The organism is Streptodolium elevatio (assembly GCF_053592165.1).
Genome location: NZ_JBSFVE010000019.1, coordinates 1 through 15,635, shown reverse-complemented (window position 1 = coordinate 15,635; position 15,635 = coordinate 1). Strand labels below are relative to the sequence as shown.

General features: G+C 67.2%; 10 protein-coding genes. 6 read left to right on the top strand and 4 right to left on the bottom strand.

The window, feature by feature from the left end:
• The first annotated feature begins 46 nt into the window (after positions 1–46).
• Positions 47–1,657 carry a hypothetical protein gene (locus ACWD12_RS29525; protein ID WP_450102116.1) on the top strand — a complete coding sequence of 537 codons (1,611 nt, stop codon included), beginning with the start codon at positions 47–49 and terminating at the stop codon, positions 1,655–1,657.
• 71 nt (positions 1,658–1,728) lie between these two features.
• Here the strand turns inward: ACWD12_RS29525 and ACWD12_RS29520 are convergent, their stop codons facing one another.
• The 4 genes from ACWD12_RS29520 to ACWD12_RS29505 are packed head-to-tail and all read right to left on the bottom strand — an operon-like array spanning position 1,729 to position 10,010.
• On the bottom strand, positions 1,729–4,989 hold the full coding sequence (locus tag ACWD12_RS29520; protein ID WP_450102115.1) for a type I restriction endonuclease subunit R: 3,261 nt from the start codon (positions 4,987–4,989) through the stop codon (positions 1,729–1,731).
• The gene (locus tag ACWD12_RS29515) at positions 4,986–6,200 is read right to left on the bottom strand and encodes a restriction endonuclease subunit S (protein WP_450102114.1); all 1,215 of its coding nucleotides are present in this window, start codon (positions 6,198–6,200) and stop codon (positions 4,986–4,988) included. Before ACWD12_RS29515 ends, ACWD12_RS29520 begins: the two co-directional genes overlap by 4 nt.
• Positions 6,193–7,815 carry a class I SAM-dependent DNA methyltransferase gene (locus ACWD12_RS29510; RefSeq protein ID WP_450102212.1) on the bottom strand — a complete coding sequence of 541 codons (1,623 nt, stop codon included), beginning with the start codon at positions 7,813–7,815 and terminating at the stop codon, positions 6,193–6,195. Before ACWD12_RS29510 ends, ACWD12_RS29515 begins: the two co-directional genes overlap by 8 nt.
• A gap of 17 nt (positions 7,816–7,832) precedes the next feature.
• A complete protein-coding gene (locus ACWD12_RS29505) occupies positions 7,833–10,010 on the bottom strand; it encodes a hypothetical protein (protein ID WP_450102113.1) in 2,178 nt (725 codons plus the stop codon).
• 228 nt (positions 10,011–10,238) lie between these two features.
• On the opposite strand from ACWD12_RS29505, the gene ACWD12_RS29500 reads away from it, so the two are divergent.
• The 5 genes from ACWD12_RS29500 (at position 10,239) to ACWD12_RS29480 (ending at position 15,007) form a co-directional block, all read left to right on the top strand.
• Positions 10,239–10,499: a hypothetical protein gene (locus tag ACWD12_RS29500; protein ID WP_450102112.1), complete on the top strand. Its 261-nt coding sequence runs from the start codon at positions 10,239–10,241 to the stop codon at positions 10,497–10,499.
• A gap of 74 nt (positions 10,500–10,573) precedes the next feature.
• Entirely contained in the window at positions 10,574–10,870 is a 297-nt protein-coding gene (locus ACWD12_RS29495; protein WP_450102111.1) for a hypothetical protein, read from the top strand.
• A 354-nt stretch (positions 10,871–11,224) separates the two neighbouring features.
• A complete protein-coding gene (locus ACWD12_RS29490) occupies positions 11,225–11,584 on the top strand; it encodes a hypothetical protein (protein WP_450102110.1) in 360 nt (119 codons plus the stop codon).
• A 583-nt stretch (positions 11,585–12,167) separates the two neighbouring features.
• Positions 12,168–14,648 carry an AAA family ATPase gene (locus ACWD12_RS29485; RefSeq protein ID WP_450102109.1) on the top strand — a complete coding sequence of 827 codons (2,481 nt, stop codon included), beginning with the start codon at positions 12,168–12,170 and terminating at the stop codon, positions 14,646–14,648.
• Positions 14,645–15,007, top strand: coding sequence for a hypothetical protein (locus tag ACWD12_RS29480; RefSeq protein WP_450102108.1), 363 nt, complete (start codon positions 14,645–14,647; stop codon positions 15,005–15,007). The genes ACWD12_RS29485 and ACWD12_RS29480 overlap by 4 nt, the downstream gene beginning before the upstream one ends.
• Positions 15,008–15,635 lie beyond the last annotated feature (628 nt).

Sequence of the window (15,635 nt, the reverse complement as noted above, 5' to 3'; positions counted from 1 at the left end):
GTCCGGCCAACTAGGATGTCGCCGAAGTCGACCGTGCGGAGGCATCGTGGGGGACATCGAGACGCCTGAACTGCTGCCAGACAGCGCAGTGTTGGCACGTCACAAGCGGCCTGATGACGGGCTCCTCAAGTGGCTGGCGCACATCGCGGACACAGGGGTCGACGAGCCCGCCCGCGTCGCCGCCCTGCGGGCCTGCGCCGTCCGCGGAGGTACAGCGGCGGCGGCCGCATCGTTCATCGTGCAAACCGTCAGCCCATGGCGCGAGAGCCTGCAGCGCATTGCGGACGCAGCCGGGTTCGATACGCACAGGCCCCGCTTCACGGCGGAGGAGTACACGGTCGGACTGCGATATGTCGCCGGGGCCAAGGGGCTGCCCATGGAGTTCCGGCACCGGGCGGTCGATGAGTTGGTCCACCGCGACGCCGACGCCGGCTATGCGGAAGCGCGCTCCCTGCTTCCGAAGAACGAGTGGCAGTGGTTGGCGGACGCAGTGCGGGATGGCTGGGGACGCCTCGTCGCGCTGGAGTTCCTCGACGACTCGACGGCCCCAATGGCCCTGCGTGTCAGAGTCGGGCTTGCATTCGTGGAGCATGCCGATGCGACCGGGTATGTGCTCGATCTCCTGACGCGGCTGGTCATGAGCCCGGATGCCGCGAGCGCAGACCGTCTGGCCATCGCGATGGCTGTGGTCGAACGCAACCCCACCGCAGGCATAAAGATGCTGTCTGTCGTGGCGGCCGATCCGCTGGTTCAAAGCAAGCACCGCATGCAGGCCATCGAGCATCTGGATACAGCGGATCCAGACAAATCTCTGGAACTACGTGCCTTGCAAACGCGGTTGCCTTCGGCGCGCGTCGCTCGTGAACGGCAACGGGATGCTACCGCTCAGGCCAAACAAGAGGCAGAGCGCCGGGAGCACCAGAGTTCGGCTAACGAGGTCATGCGCAGACTCGACGGCGAGATCGCGGAAATCCTTGAGGATCTCCGCGGACGCGGCTCAGCCGACTGGCTCGCCGACAACCTGGACGACCATATCGCCGAGGACGATGGTGCGGCCGTATCCGAAGACATCTCGGACATGTGCGCTCTCGCTGATGACGACGAGATCCGGCTGTCCCTTCACACCCTCAAGGTCCTGCATCGGATCAGGTACGGGGACGAGGCGGCTGCGGAAGCGCACTCGACGCCGGAGGTCGATCTACGGGGCGGCATCCCACGACTGACGCACGAGGACGTCGTGGGGCACGCGCGGCAGCAGGCGGAATCCGCTTGGCGCAGTTGGCAGCGCCTCGTTGAGAAGCATGGTTGGAACCACGATCGCGTAGGCGAGGTCGCTGCCCACGTCGAAGCGATCGGCAGCGATGTCGCAGACTCCGTCGCCGCCCGCACCGGCAACCATCTGCGCGAGCTGCGTGACTTCCTCGTCGACGAGACGTGGCCGGCCTTGGTCGAGGCCGCCGAAGCCCGCGACCATCCCACAGTGCACGGGCTGTTGGCCGAGGTCCGGGCAATCGGCGACGAGTTGATCACGGCGGACAAGCTCTGGCGGACAGGGGGCACCACGGACTTCGACTTTGATCCGCTGTCCCTGTCATGGCCGCACGAGTTCTGGGTGGTCCTCGACGAGTGGCGGCGCGCCGGTCGCCCTGTCGGCTGAATCGAGCGGCTTTCCAGTGGGCCATCGCTTGGAAGGCCCACTGGAAACGTCACCGCGCCCCACAGATCGACTCAGCGGCCCGGGTCGCCGTTGGTCGACCACTCGTTGGCGAAGTGCTCCATCTGCTTGAGGACCAGATCGATCGCCTCAGGTGCCTGGTCCGGCGGGTAGTTGTGGCGGGCAAGAAGGCGCTTGATGGCGCTGCGCAGACGGGCACGGACAGGTTCGCGAGCGATCCAGTCCGGCTTGAGCTTGCTGCGGACCTCGACGACAAGCTCGCGCGCGATGCCGGCAAGCACCTCGTCGCCCATCACCGACTTCGCCGTGCCGTGGTCGGCCACTGCGTCGTAGAACGCGAGTTCGCGCCAGTCAAGGGGCGGTTCGAACTTTTCACCGCGGCGCGTGTCCTCCATGACTTCCTTGGCCATCTCCACGAGCTTCGCGATGAGTTCGGCGCTCGTGTACTGCTGGCGCATGTACTGCACCATGAGGTCCTGAAGCCGCTCGGAGAATGTCGTACGGCGGACGATGTTGTGGCGCGTCACCTCACGCATCTTCTTCTCGATGAGGCGCCGCAGGGCCTCCGCCGCCAAGTGCGGGGTCTCGCTGCTCTGCAGCTGCGCGACGAGGGCGTCGTTCAGGTGTGTGAGGTCGGCGACTTCAAGCCCGGCCTCCGCGAACAGATCTGTCACACCGCTGGTCTCGACAACCGAGGACGTCAGTTGTGCCAGGTACATCTCGACATCGCGAGCAACCGGCAGGCCGCGGGCTTCGCGATCCATCGCGTCGAGCTTCGCCATGTAGGCGCGGACCTCGACGAAGAACTGGATGTCCCGGCGCCAGGTCGGGTGGTCGGGGAAGCGCTCGTCGATGTTCGTCGCACTGCCGCACAGCGCGTAGAAGCGCTCCAAGCGGTGCGCGTGTTCGCGGTAGCGTCGGCCGAGCGTCTGGCGCGGGTCGTCCAGCTTCTCGGGGTCGTTGCCCGCGGTACGCGGATCCCGCAGATAGTTGGCGGTCTTCAGGGCGGCGTCGATGAAGACGGTCTTGCTGGGCTGCGTCAGCCGGGTACGCCAGTCGAAGCCGCGCAGGATGTCGTTGAGGATGTCGTACTCGTTGCGGAGCTCGTCAAGCGCCCGGTCGAGATCCTGGCCGAGTGTGCGGTCCTGCTGGTCGGCATCGGTGTATTCGGCGATCGCCCGCTGGAGGTTCTCGGTGAGGGGGGCGTAGCCGACCAGGAGCCCGTCCTGCTTGTCGCGGAAGCGGCGGTTGACGCGGGCCAGCGCCTGCATCAGGTTCGCGCCCTTGAGCGGCCGGTCCAGGTACATCGTGTGGATCGGCGGGGCGTCGAAGCCGGTCAGCAGCATGTTGTTGACGATGAGCAGCTGCAATTCGTCGTCGGGGTCCTTGGCACGGTTGATGACCGACTTGCGGCGGCTGTCGGTCAGAGCGTGCGCGAGTAGATGCGGCGCGTCCTTGCGGGAGTTGGAGGAGAAAACGATCTTCATGGCGCCCGTGTCGATCTCGTCGCTGTGCCACTCGGGGCGCAGCTCGCGGAGGGCGTCGTAGACGCGTACGCAGATCTCCCGTGTCGCGCACACGATCATCGCCTTGCCCGTGGCACCGCCCTCGTTCTCCGAGACGCCGACGAACGGCCGCATCGCCGTACGACGGGCCTCCCAGTGCTCCACCAGGTCGGTGGCGAGATCCCTTATCCGGGCGGGTGCGCCGTACATCGCGTTCATGGTGGCGACGGCCTGCTCGACGCGCCGACGTTCGGTGTCGTCGAGTCCGTCGGTGATGCGGTCGGCTTCCTCGTCGATCTTTGTCGGGTCGACATCGCGGTCAAGCACGAGCTGGATGACGCGGCCCTCGTGGTACACCTTGACGGTCGCACCGTCCTCGGCCGCACGCTTGAGGTCATAAACGTCGATGTCGTTGCCGAACACGTCGCGGGTGTTGCGCTCGGCCTCGGAGATGGGGGTCCCGGTGAACGCGAGCAGCGTGGCGTGCGGGAGTGCGTCGCGCAGGTGGCGGGCGTAGCCGTTCAGGTTGTCGTAGTGGCTGCGGTGCGCCTCGTCGACGACGACCACGATGTTGCGGCGGTCGGAGAGCAGCGGGTGGTCCGCGCCGGACTCCTTCTCCTCCTTGGTACGCCCGAACTTCTGCAGTGTGGTGAAGAGGATGCCGCCGACGCGCTTGGCAGCCAGCTCTTCACGCAGTTCGGCCCGCGTGAGGACCTGCTTGGGCGCCTCGGGGAGGATCTCGCTCTCCAGGAAGGTGGAGTAGAGCTGATCGTCGAGGTCCGTACGGTCGGTGATGACGACGACGGTCGGGTTGAGCAGGGCGGGGTCCCGCATCACCAGGGTGGTGGTGAGGACCATCTCCTCGGACTTGCCCGAGCCCTGGGTGTGCCAGACGACGCCGGCGCGGCCGTCAGTGGCGGACGCCTCGCGTACGGCCTCGGCCGCGCGGGTCACCGCGTGGTACTGGTGCGGCTTGGCGATGCGCTTCATCCGCTTGGACGGGACGAAGTTCACGAACGAGCGGATGAGGCTCAGGAATCGCCACTGGGTGAACAGGCCGTGCAGCGCCAGGTTCTGCCCTGAGTCGCCTATCCCTTCAGCGTCAATCAGGCTGACCCGCGCACCGAACTCGTCGGTGTTCCAGGGGGCGAAGTGCTCGTACGGGGTGAACGGCGTGCCGTACTTGGCTGTAATGCCGTCGGAGAGCAGGACGATCGTGTTATAGCGGAAGGCGGTCGGGAACTCCTCAACGTAGCGGGTGATTTGCGAGTGCGCAGTCTGGAGCGTGGCGTCCTCGTCACCCGCGCGCTTCAGCTCCAGTACAGCGAGGGGTAGGCCGTTGACGTACAGGACGACATCGAAGCGGCGATTCTTCTCGCCATCGATGACGGTCACCTGGCTGAGGACGCGGTAGACATTAGCATCGGGGTCGTCCAGGTCGACGAGGCGGATGGTGGGGTTGTGCTCGGCCCCGAACTCGTCGGTGTATGTGACGGATCGGATGCCAGCGGTGAGGTACGTGTGGGCGGTGCGATTCTCCTCGTACGTGTCCAGCGAAGCTGGGGTCACCGCAACGCCGACGGCGTCCTGGACGGCGCCCGGGGGGAGCTCCGGGTTCAGCCTTTCGATCGCCTCGCGGAGGTCGGGATAGAGGATCAGGTCGTCCCACGACTTGCGGTGACCGGAGCCGGGCGCGAACTCGTTGCCGGGGTGGGACTCCCATGCGAGCTCAGCAAGTTCGTCCAGTGCGAGCTGCTCCCAGTCGGCCTCGTAGGGTCGGTAGTTCGCACCATCTGGGCCGTACGTCATACGCGCTCCTCGACAAACTTCTCGGCGTCCTTGACGCGGAGACGGCCGGACATGAGCTGTGGTAGGAGGGTGTCTCGGAGGGCTGTGAGGGCCTCGGACTCTGCTAGCGCCTGATCAGAACGCGCTTCCAGCGCGTCGAGTTTGGGGCGGAGGTGCTGCTGCTGAACCGCGCTAGGAAGCGTGATCTCCAGCCGGCCAAGCTGAGTTCGCCGAAGTTCGGTCTGGCCGGTACTGCCTTCGCCCATCGCTTCGATCTCAGGCTGAGCTCGGAGCATCGCGAAACCGGCACAGACCGGGTCGACGACCGAATCATCAAAGCGCACGATCGTGATGTGCGAGTCAACTGTTGCCTCGCTTTCAGAATTCCAGCGTGCAACTCGACCCAGTGTCCCGACGCCTGTGGAATTGACCAGAACGTCGTTACGGCGCAGGAGCTTCCGGCTCTTGACTTTCTCACGAACCGTGCGGCGCGCCGGGGCGAGACTGACGCGACCGTTGCGGATGCACTTCTGGTTGAGAACTACAAGGTCGTCCGGGAGCTCCGAATACCCAGGAGCGACACCGCGGGTCAGCTCACTGCAGACTGAGTCCACCTCAAACTCAAGGACTTCATCTACTAGGAGCGCCTGAGAGTGCAATGCAAGAGCGAGTCCCCGGGACGTGGCCGCGATTCGCTCGTTGACGGCGATCTTGTCATCCAGCGCCCCGAGCATTTCCGCAATCGCCCGCTGCTCCGAGACAGGGGGCAAGGAGAGGACATATTGATAGATCCGCGTGGGACTTGTATGTTTAACCGTAGTCCCCGCCGCCCCGGCCACAACATGGTGACGGTATGTATTCGTTCGAAGTGCATAATGAAGGAAATTCTTTTCTACTTTCTCCGGCTTCAGGATGTACACTTTCCCGATACGCTGATTGTGAAGGTACGTCTTCCCCCCCGGGATCAATCCCGCGTATCCAAGCGTATCGGCCGCCTTGCTCAGATCAGTCATCGTGATGACTAGATCACCCTCGGAAAGCGTGAACCCATCGGGGATCTCCCCCGAGTAGCTCTTCGGCTTCCCTTCCTTGAACCCACCGCCAATGGCGAAGTTTCCCGGCGTTACGATGATCGGGCCATCCGGATCCTCGCCGAAATATTCCCCCTTGAACGCGAAACCGTGCTTGATGTTGATGAGGTCCGCCAGCTTGTGGGAAGTCCACTCAGACATCAGTGCTCCCCAGATTCTCCCGAACCGTCTTCTCCAGCTGCGCTGACTTCTCGAACAACACGTACAGCTCCTCCGTGAGCGTGACAATCCGCTCCGTCACGGCCTCCGGGGACTCTTCCTCCGCCTCAGCGCTTCCCACGTACCGGCCTGGCGTCAGCGCGTACCCGTGCTCCCGCAACGTCTCCAGGTCCGCCGAGGAGCAAAACCCGGTTTCGTCCTCGTAAACCAGCCCCGCCTCACGCGCCGAAGCCGTCCCCCGCCACGCGTGGTACGTGTCCGCGATCTTCGCGAGGTCGGCCTCCGTCAGCACGCGCTCCGTGCGATCGACCAACTCACCCATGTTCCGGGCATCGATGAAGAGGATTTCGCCGCGTCGGTCGTTCAGGCGCTTCGCGCCTTGCGGGGACTTGTCTTTCGCGAGGAACCACAGGCATGCCGGGATCTGGGTCGTTCGGAAGAGCTGAGGCGGTAGCGCCACCATGCACGCCACCAAGTCCGCTTCCACCAGCGCCCGTCGGATCTCGCCTTCCCCGCTCGACTGCGAGCTCATCGAGCCGTTGGCCAGGACAATGCCCGCCGTCCCCCGCTCCCCCAGCTTCGAGATCATGTGCTGGAGCCACGCGTAGTTGGCGTTGTTGCGGGGTGGGACTCCGTATCGCCACCGAGGGTCGCCCTCGCTCCGGGCCCAGTCCTTGATGTTGAACGGGGGGTTGGCCATCACGAAGTCGGCCTTGAGGTCCGGGTGTTTGTCGTCGGCGAAGGTGTCGCCCCATCGCGCCGCCAAGTTGCCGTCGATGCCGTGGATGGCGAGGTTCATCTTCCCCAGGCGCCAGGTCCGCTCGTTGAGTTCCTGGCCGTACACCGAGATGTCGGACTTGTGGCCACGGCCTCGGTGGGCCTCGATGAACTTTGCCGCCTGGACGAACATTCCGCCGGAACCGCACGCCGGGTCGTACACCCGGCCCTCGTACGGCTCCAGGATCTCGACGATCAGGCGCACGACTGACTGCGGCGTGTAGAACTCACCGCCTCGCTTGCCTTCCGCGCGCGCGAAGTTGCCGAGGAAGTACTCGTATACCTCACCCAGCACGTCCTGTGCCGGCTTGCCTTCGCTGCCGCCGAAGCGGGCGTCACTGATCAAGTCGACGAGTTCGCCCAGCTTCTTCTGGTCGATGTTGTCGCGGTTGAAGATCTTCGGCAACACGCCCGTCAGCGAGGGGTTTTCCCGCATAACCGCGTCCATCGCCTCGTCGAGGAGCTTGCCGACGCCCTGGCTCTTGGCGTTCGCGGCGACCCACGACCAGCGAGCGGTCTCGGGGACCCAAAAGACGTGCGCCCCCGTGTACTCGTCGCGGTCTTCCAGGAACTCTTCGAGGCGGTCATCGGCGATGCCGTTCTCGACGAGTTCCTTCGCAAGCTCGGCGCGGCGCTCCTCGAAGGCGTCCGAGACGTACTTCAGGAAGATCAGACCGAGGACGAACTCCTTGTACTGCGCGGCGTCGATGGAGCCGCGCAACTTGTCCGCGGCCTTCCACAAGATGGCCTGGATCTCCTTGGCGGTGGAGGCGCTGAACAGCTCCGCCTGATCGGCGGGCTTCTTTTGGCGCGGAGGCATAAGGTAAGCCGTCTCCTTCAATCGTTGATGCCGGGAGGTTCGGGTAGTTCAGCGGGATGTTCAGGGAGTTCAAGAAGCTTCTGGATGGCCAGCGTTCCGTCGGCCATGCCCTCGGCGGTGATCCGGGCCAGGTCGTCCAGCGCTGTGGACTGCTCCCTCAGGAGCACCGCACGCCGTTCGACCTCGGCGAGCCAGGCGTCGAACCGCTCGCCCTCCTCGCGGCCGAAGTCGGGAATGACCAAGTCCTCGATCGCCCGAGAAGCCCTGACCGCCCCGGGAGTCCGCGCGTGCTCGCCGCCGACCGCCTGCAAAAGCGCGGCCAACACCCTTGGCCGCAGCGGTGGATCGGCATCCGGGTGGACGCGAAGAATCCGCGCCGGCGCCGCGACGACAGACAGGCCTTCCTCGTCGACGTACACCCCGAACCGCGGACTGGTGGTGACGACGACATCGCCGGGCTCGGTGAATTGCGCGTGTCCATACCCCGTAAGCAGGACTCCGCGGTCGATGCGCACGGCGCCTGGGCGTACCGCACCAAGGATCTCGTCCGGCGTGATCACTCGATAGTGACCGTCGACCGTTAGGTGCTCCGCCGCGAATCGATGACCGGGCCGCTTGCGCAGCCGTCCCTGCTTCATCAATCGCCGCACGCTCGTACGCTTCACCGTCTCGCTCGCGGGGCGCAGTACCGCCAGGGCGCCTACAGCGGTCCGCAAGTCGGTCTGGTGCCGGGACCGGTCCTGAAGCGCGGTCAGCTGTTGCTCCAACTCGCTGAGGCGGACGGGACGTTCGACAACACGACGGGTGTACCGCGCCTCGGCCGACCGGTGTTGCGGCAGAAACGGCGTACCCGGACGGTCGTCCAGGCTCTTGGCGGGAACTATCACCGCGTTACGGGGTTCGTGGCGTCGGTCCCCCCGCCAGTCTGACGCCCGCCACATCGCAACGTCCTCGGCCAGGCCGTCGAGCACCGCCTCGGTGAGAGGCCGTGACGAGAGGTCAGCCAGGAACACAAGGCCCGCCCGCTTGTCCTCGGGGGTACGCGAGAGCACCCAGACCGCGGTCCGATATCCGGGGCGGTACGGAAACACCCCGTCAGGCAGGCTGATCGCGGCCTTGAGCAAGCCGTCGCGCAGGAAGCCGCGGCGCAGGCGGTCGGCCTCGGAGTGTGCGGACAGTTCCTGTACCAGGGCGTCCGCGGATCCCAGAACGACAGCCGTGGACCCGGTGTCGAGGTAGTCGGCAAGCCCCTCCACGCGCCGCAACACGGCGCTCGGACTACGCGTCTCTGCCGCTTCGTAGGGCAGTACGCACGCCAGCACGTTCGGGTAGCCCCAGTCGTCGGCGGTCAGTTCCTCGCCCTCCGCCACATCAAGGTGAAACTCGTACACCCCCCGTACGAGCATCCGGCGGCGGACCAGCCGCACGCGGTCCGGGTCAGGATCCGCCGCGAGATATGTGTGGCCGGAGTCCTCCAACGCCGCTGAGTGAAGCGCGGCGAGCAGGTCGCCCGCGCGGGCGTATGGAGTGGCGATGACGGCGGCGTCGTCCAGGACGTCGACGCCCGACAGCGCGGCAAGGGTGCGGACCACGGCCGGCGTCGGCTCATCGGCGGCGAGCTCGTGCGAGCCGAGGCGCCGGCGAGCGTCAACGATCCAGTCGAACGCCTCAGCGGGGGTGAACGCGGATTCGGTCAGCTCGTCGGCGAGGGCAGCCAGCGCGAGACCGGCGTGCCCCGGATCGGGCACCGCGCGCAGCTCGGCGAGCAGGAAGGTGTCCTCGGAGTCGAGCTCCGTGGCCCGCTCCATGAGGGCGTCCCAGGTCTGGCCGGAAACGGGGGCATCAAGCTGCTGCCGCAGGCAGACGAGCGCGGTCAGCGCCCCGACGAGGACCGGAGCTGGCAACCCCTGTCTCCGCCAGGCGGACAGTGTGTGCAGGGCCAGCTCGGCCTTGAGCTGCCGGGGCTCGGCGTTGCCGTGCCCCGTGGCCGTCAACCAGGCGACGACTTCCCGGGCGTCGAAGAGCGGGCGCCCGTCCTCGCGGGCGACCGGGCGTGGGAAGTCGGCATGCCGACGGCTCCACGTGGTCGGCACCGGTCGGCGGACACGGGCGAGGGCGGCGATTTCTCCGTATGTGATCCGCCACACGGACGGGTCCGGCAGGATGAGGGATTGCGCGTCAAGTGCGGTGCCCACCGGCTCTCATCCCCCTTTTGCCATCTCACCCGCGGCACCCATGGGCACCCTGCGCGGGACCAATCACCGAACCATATCGAACACCTCCGACTCATCTCATAGTCATGCTGATAACTCGGGTTATCAGGTTTGGGAAGCCCTGAAGAGCGCTTCACTTGTGACCCTGAGCATCATCAGCCGCAACCGGCCAGCCCGGTGCGGGATCCACGACGCTCGGAGGTCCACGACATGACCGGCTTCCCCTCAGCACCCGACGCCCCCAGGCCGGACGGATTCGGCAACGTCCCGAGCCTGGGCGGCTCACCCGGCCCGGCCGTACCGCAGCCCACGCGCCGGCCGTCTCGCCGCAAGACGTGGCTCACCCACGGTCTGACCGCGGTCGTCGCTCTGATCATCGGGGTGGCGATCGGCGCGAGCGGCAAGTCCGAAGCCGACGGCGCGACGCACGTCCGGCCGACGCCGCTGCGGCAACGTCACCCGCCGCCGTGACCTCACCGACCGAAAGTGCCACGACACCGGCGCCCGCCCAGACCATCGCGACTACTCCGCCAGCTCCGCCTGCGGTGACCGCGACCACCGTTGCCGCAAGCGCACCGCCGGCGGCGTCCGGTCCGGCGAGATCCGTCCAGGGCGAGGGCCAGTACCTCGTCGGCGAGGAGATGGAGGCCGGCACATACAAGACGGCCGGCCCGGCCGGCGGAGTCTTCCCCAACTGCTACTGGGCGCGGCTCAAGGACGCCTCCGGGGAGTTCGGCGCCATCATCGCCAACGGCAACGTCCAGGGGCCGACCCGCGTCACTGTCCGCAAAGGCGAGTACTTCGAGACGAACGGCTGTCACACCTGGGACAAGGTCGGTTGAATCGGCACCCCGCCCGGACACGGGACGCGCAGAATCTCCCGAGACTTGGAGATACGACATGGGCCACCGCTCTCCGCTCGCCCGCACACGCCGACCGCATGTCCGACCCCGGCAAGGCATGGACGTCAGCGACCAGGTTGCGGGCATACCTGGGCCAATCGTCCTGGCGACCGACGCGTCCGTGGGGGCACGGCATGTGTCCATCGGCTACGTCGCCACCACCGGACACGCGGGGCTGCGCGCACACCTGTACCCCGCGCATCTCGCACGCACTGGCGCACGCGTTGTCGTAACCAAACTCCGGGCCGTGTATTGGGGACTCAGCCGGTGCTCGCGGCCCATCCGAGCAGACCGGTGGAGATACGCGTCGACAGCCTCGACGCCCTGCGTCATCTACATGCCTGGCAGGAGGGGGACACGCGCATGCCCCACGGCTACGCCAAGGGCGTACGCGCGAACGCTTCCCCGCCGTCGCTCCACCAGCTGCAGATGGTCGCCGAGTACACGCCGAACCTGACCTTCGTCCACGAGAAGGCACACACCGGGAACCCATTGAACGAGACTGCAGATTCGCTGGCCAAGCTCGGCCTGCGCGCGGTGTCGGGCAGGGCAGCGGGAGCCGACATTCTCGGCCTCTTGGCGCTGTGGGCCGCCGGCGGCTTGGAGGCGTACCGGCGCCGCCGGGCGGAGTCCGCCAAGGCCGGCCCCAAGTGAAAGTGGCGCCCCGGCGGCCCTGTTGGGCTCCCGGGGCGTTTGCTTCTGTGGAGGCCGTCGCTGCTGCGCCGAAGAAGGCCGCAGGGGTCACGGCAAGGGGACGGGCGTACTTCTTCGGAGTCCCTCACCCTGACCTCGTCCGATCGGACGGCGATCTCCACACCGTCGGCGACTTCGAACTGCGGCTCCCTGGAACACAGAGCGGGCGGTCATTCGTGTCGAGGTGTCGTACGGCCGACCTGGCCTGCTGCGCGCACCTGGTGATCCGCTGGGGTGGGCGGCTCCGCGTACGCCGACAGCGGTCGCGAGCTCGCGATCGTCCATACCGTGGCTGCACGGTGAGGCGTGAGCCCCCGTACGCCGCCCTCAGAAAAGAACCGTACTCGCGGAGGTTTCGTCGCCGTTAATCCATAGACCTGATAACCCAGGTTACCAATAAAACAGCGCATCAACTTCCCTACTCCTTCGTAAGGTTGCTCCCGGCCGGTGAACCGGGGCAACGGAGGGCAACACACTCCCGTGCCTCCTCCCGGACACCGGTGGCCCCTACAAAAGCCGACAACCCCGAGCGCGGGAGGCAGCCATGACCGACAACCCTGGAGCGGAGCTCGACCAGCCGGCGGACTCACAGCCGTCGGCGGCGATCGGCCACGGCCGGTCATCGGCCGAGAGCGACCCGTCGCCGACCGAGCTGATCCGCGCCCGCCTGGCGTCCTCGACGCTGTCCCCCACCACCAAGGCGCTGCTTGCCGACGTGCTGGCTGAATCCGTCGGCGAATGCGCGGGTGCCGCAGGCAACTCCCCTCGTGTCTACGTGGATTCGGTCGCCGTGACGGGCTTCCGCGGCATCGGGCCTACCGCCCGACTCCGGCTCCGCCCCGCGCCGGGCGTGACGCTCGTCGTCGGGCGGAACGGCTGCGGCAAGTCCAGCTTCGCCGAGGCCGTCGAGACCGCCTTCACCGGCACGAGCAGCAGGTGGGAGGACCGCAGCGCGGTCTGGCGGAGCAACTGGCGCAACCTGCACCACAGTGGGGACCCGAAGGTAGAGCTCAAGCTCAGCCTGGTCGGCGACTGCCGGTCGAGCCTCATCACCCGCACCTGGGACGGTGACGATGTCGCCAACTCCCAGGCGGAGTTCCGTCGTCCCGGCCACGGACGCCGTCCTCTCGCAGAGGCCGGCTGGGACCAGGCCTTGACCGACCACCGGCCGTTCCTGTCGTACTCCGACCTGGAACGGGTCATCGGCGGCAAGCCCAGCGAGATGTACGACGCGGTCGCGGTCATTCTGGGACTCGGCGGGCTTAACGCCGCGGACGGGCGGCTCCAGGCCGAGGAGAAGGCACTCACGAACGCGCTGAAGGAGACGGAGGGCGAGGTTCCGGAGCTCGTAGAGCTGATGTCCACGCTGAACGACCACCGAGCTGCAACCGCGGTCACGGCACTCACGCCTGCGGGGCGGCCCGACTTCGCAACGCTTGAGGCGCTGGTCGACGGCCTCCCGGACGCCGACGACGACCATCTGCGGGAGCTCCGTGCCACCTCGGCACTCGTGGGTCCGGACCTGGATGTCGTCGGATCCGCTGCCGCGCGGCTGCGCGAGGCGGCGGCGGTAATGGACGACATTCGTGTCTCCGATGCCGAAGAGGCCCACCAGCGTGCCGAGTTGCTGGCGCTGACCCTGGAGCACCGGCGCCGGCACCCTGAGGAGGTTTCCTGCCCCGCCTGCGGCTCAGATCGGCTACTGGAGGAGACCTGGGCGGAATGGACCGTCGAACGCATCGACACTCTGCGGTCGGAGGCCGCCGCCGCGCGCGAGGCGCGCGACGAGTTGCGCGCCGCGATCGACACGGTCCGTCACCTGGTCGCGCCGCGACCGGAATGGGTCCCCACGGCGCTGGCCGTGCCGTGGCGCGACTGGACGGCGTGCTGCGAACTCAACGATCCTCGGCAGCTCGCCGACCGCGCCGAGGATGCCGCGCTGGTCCTGGCGGGCGCGTGCCAGGCATTGCGGGAGAAGGCCGCCCAGGAGCTGGCGGAGCTCGACGAGAGCTGGCGACGAGCCGCGGGACGACTCGCGGGTTGGCTGCACCGCGCCCGTACTGCGCACGCCGGTAAGCCGCGGCTGCGCGACCTCAAGACGGCCCGGAAATGGCTCCGGGAAGCGGCCGGCGAGCTGCGGGGGGAGCGGCTGCGGCCGTTCGCGGAGCGGTCCCAGCGGATCTGGGAGGAGTTGCGGCAGCAGAGCAACGTCGACCTCCGGTCGGTGCGCCTGGCCGGCAGCGACAAGGCCAGTGTGCGCAAGCTCGTCATGGACGTAGCGGTCGACGGCCAGGAGGCTTCGGCTCTGAGCGTCATGAGCCAGGGCGAGTTGCACTCCCTCGCGCTCGCGCTCTTCTTGCCGCGGGCGACCGCCGTTGAGAGCCCCTTCGGGTTCGTCGTCATCGACGACCCGGTGCAGTCCATGGATCCCGCGAAGGTGTACGGCCTTGCCCAGGTGCTGCATGCCCTCGGGGAGACCAGGCAGGTCGTCGTGTTCACCCACGACACGCGGCTGCAGCGGGCGTTCACTGCACAGGAGCTGCCGGTGACCGTCCTGGAGGTGGTGCGCTCGGAAGGCTCCGTCGTCAACGTACGCAAGGTGGGGGACCCGGTCGCCCAGGCGATCGCCGACGCCCGGGCGTGGGCCTCGTCGCAGAACCCGACCGCGACGACGCGGAATGTGCTGCCTGCGCTGTGCCGGGTGGTGCTGGAGACGGCGTTCGCGGAGGCGGCGTGGCGGCGGCTGCATCGGTCCGGGACGTCGGAGGCCGGCATCGCAGCGGCCATCGAGCGGTGTTCGGCGCTCATGGAGCTTGCTGCCTTGGGGCTGTTCGGAAACTCGACGCGTACCGGCGACGTCTACGCCGAGCTGCGTCGCCGCTGCGGGGCCGATGCCATCGACGACCTGAAGCGCTGCCAGGAGGGGGCGCACGGGCAGGTGGCGGCCGTGTTGCTCCCGCAGCAGTTCGTCACGGCGATCGCCCGCATGGCCGAGATCGTCCGCAAGCCCGAGGAGGCGCAGTGAACCCCGTGGTGAAGCAGTGGCTGGCGACCGCGGAGCAGTTGATCCACGACGATGCTTCGAGCACGGCGGCCGCGCTCCGCTTCCGCGGGGCCGCCTTCGCGCTCCGCGCGGCACTCGAAGCCGCGGTCGCGGCAACCCTGTCCGCCGCGGCGGTGGAGGTGACGGCCGGTGGGTCCCGGGCCCGATTCCTCGGCCTTCGTGTGTGCGTCGATGCGAGTACCGCTCAGCGCGCCAAGGCGGTGTGGGGCGCGCTCTGCCTTGCTTGCCACTACCACCATTACGAACTCGGCCCGAGCAAGGAGCAGGTGCAGTCCTGGCATGCGGATGTGGTGGCCCTGCTGGGCTGCCTGAACACATAGCCCACAGCGTCAGACGCACCTATAGTTCCGCTGCCTGCGAGCAGTCGACATCGTGTCTGTGGGGGGAACGATGAATCGTCGCACTTTCGACAGCTTGGACAACCGCAAGGTCCAAACCGCCATCATCGGCAGCGCGGGATCGGACGAGCCCGCGCTGCTGCCTCAAGAGCGCGACTCCGCCTTGCAGTTCCGGCGAAGGTACGGACATCACACCTTCTGGTGCGGAGAACTCCTCGGCGGGTGCGGCGCACAGCTGTCGGCCCGGATACCTGGGGATAGGGTCGCGCACTTCAGGCACCATCCAGACGCGCACGGGCGCCGGCGCCCGTGCTCGCGTACTCACATCGACGAGCACAGTGCGGACCACCTTTATGTGCGCCATGCGTTGGTGCGCTGGCTCTCCGACTTGGGCTTGGCCAGCGACACGCGCTATGGCGACCCGGCCGCGACAGGTGCCGGCATCTTCATACCCGCGCTGCGAGTCGTCCTTGCTGTCCGTCTCAGCGGCCACGATCCCGCAGAGTGGGAGCTTCAGAGGGCGTTAAGTCCGTTTCTTGTACTGGCCGCGTCCGGGTTGTTCGAGGAGTCCTTGGCGTACGAGTCGGCCCAGGCGGGAGCGGGTGACGTT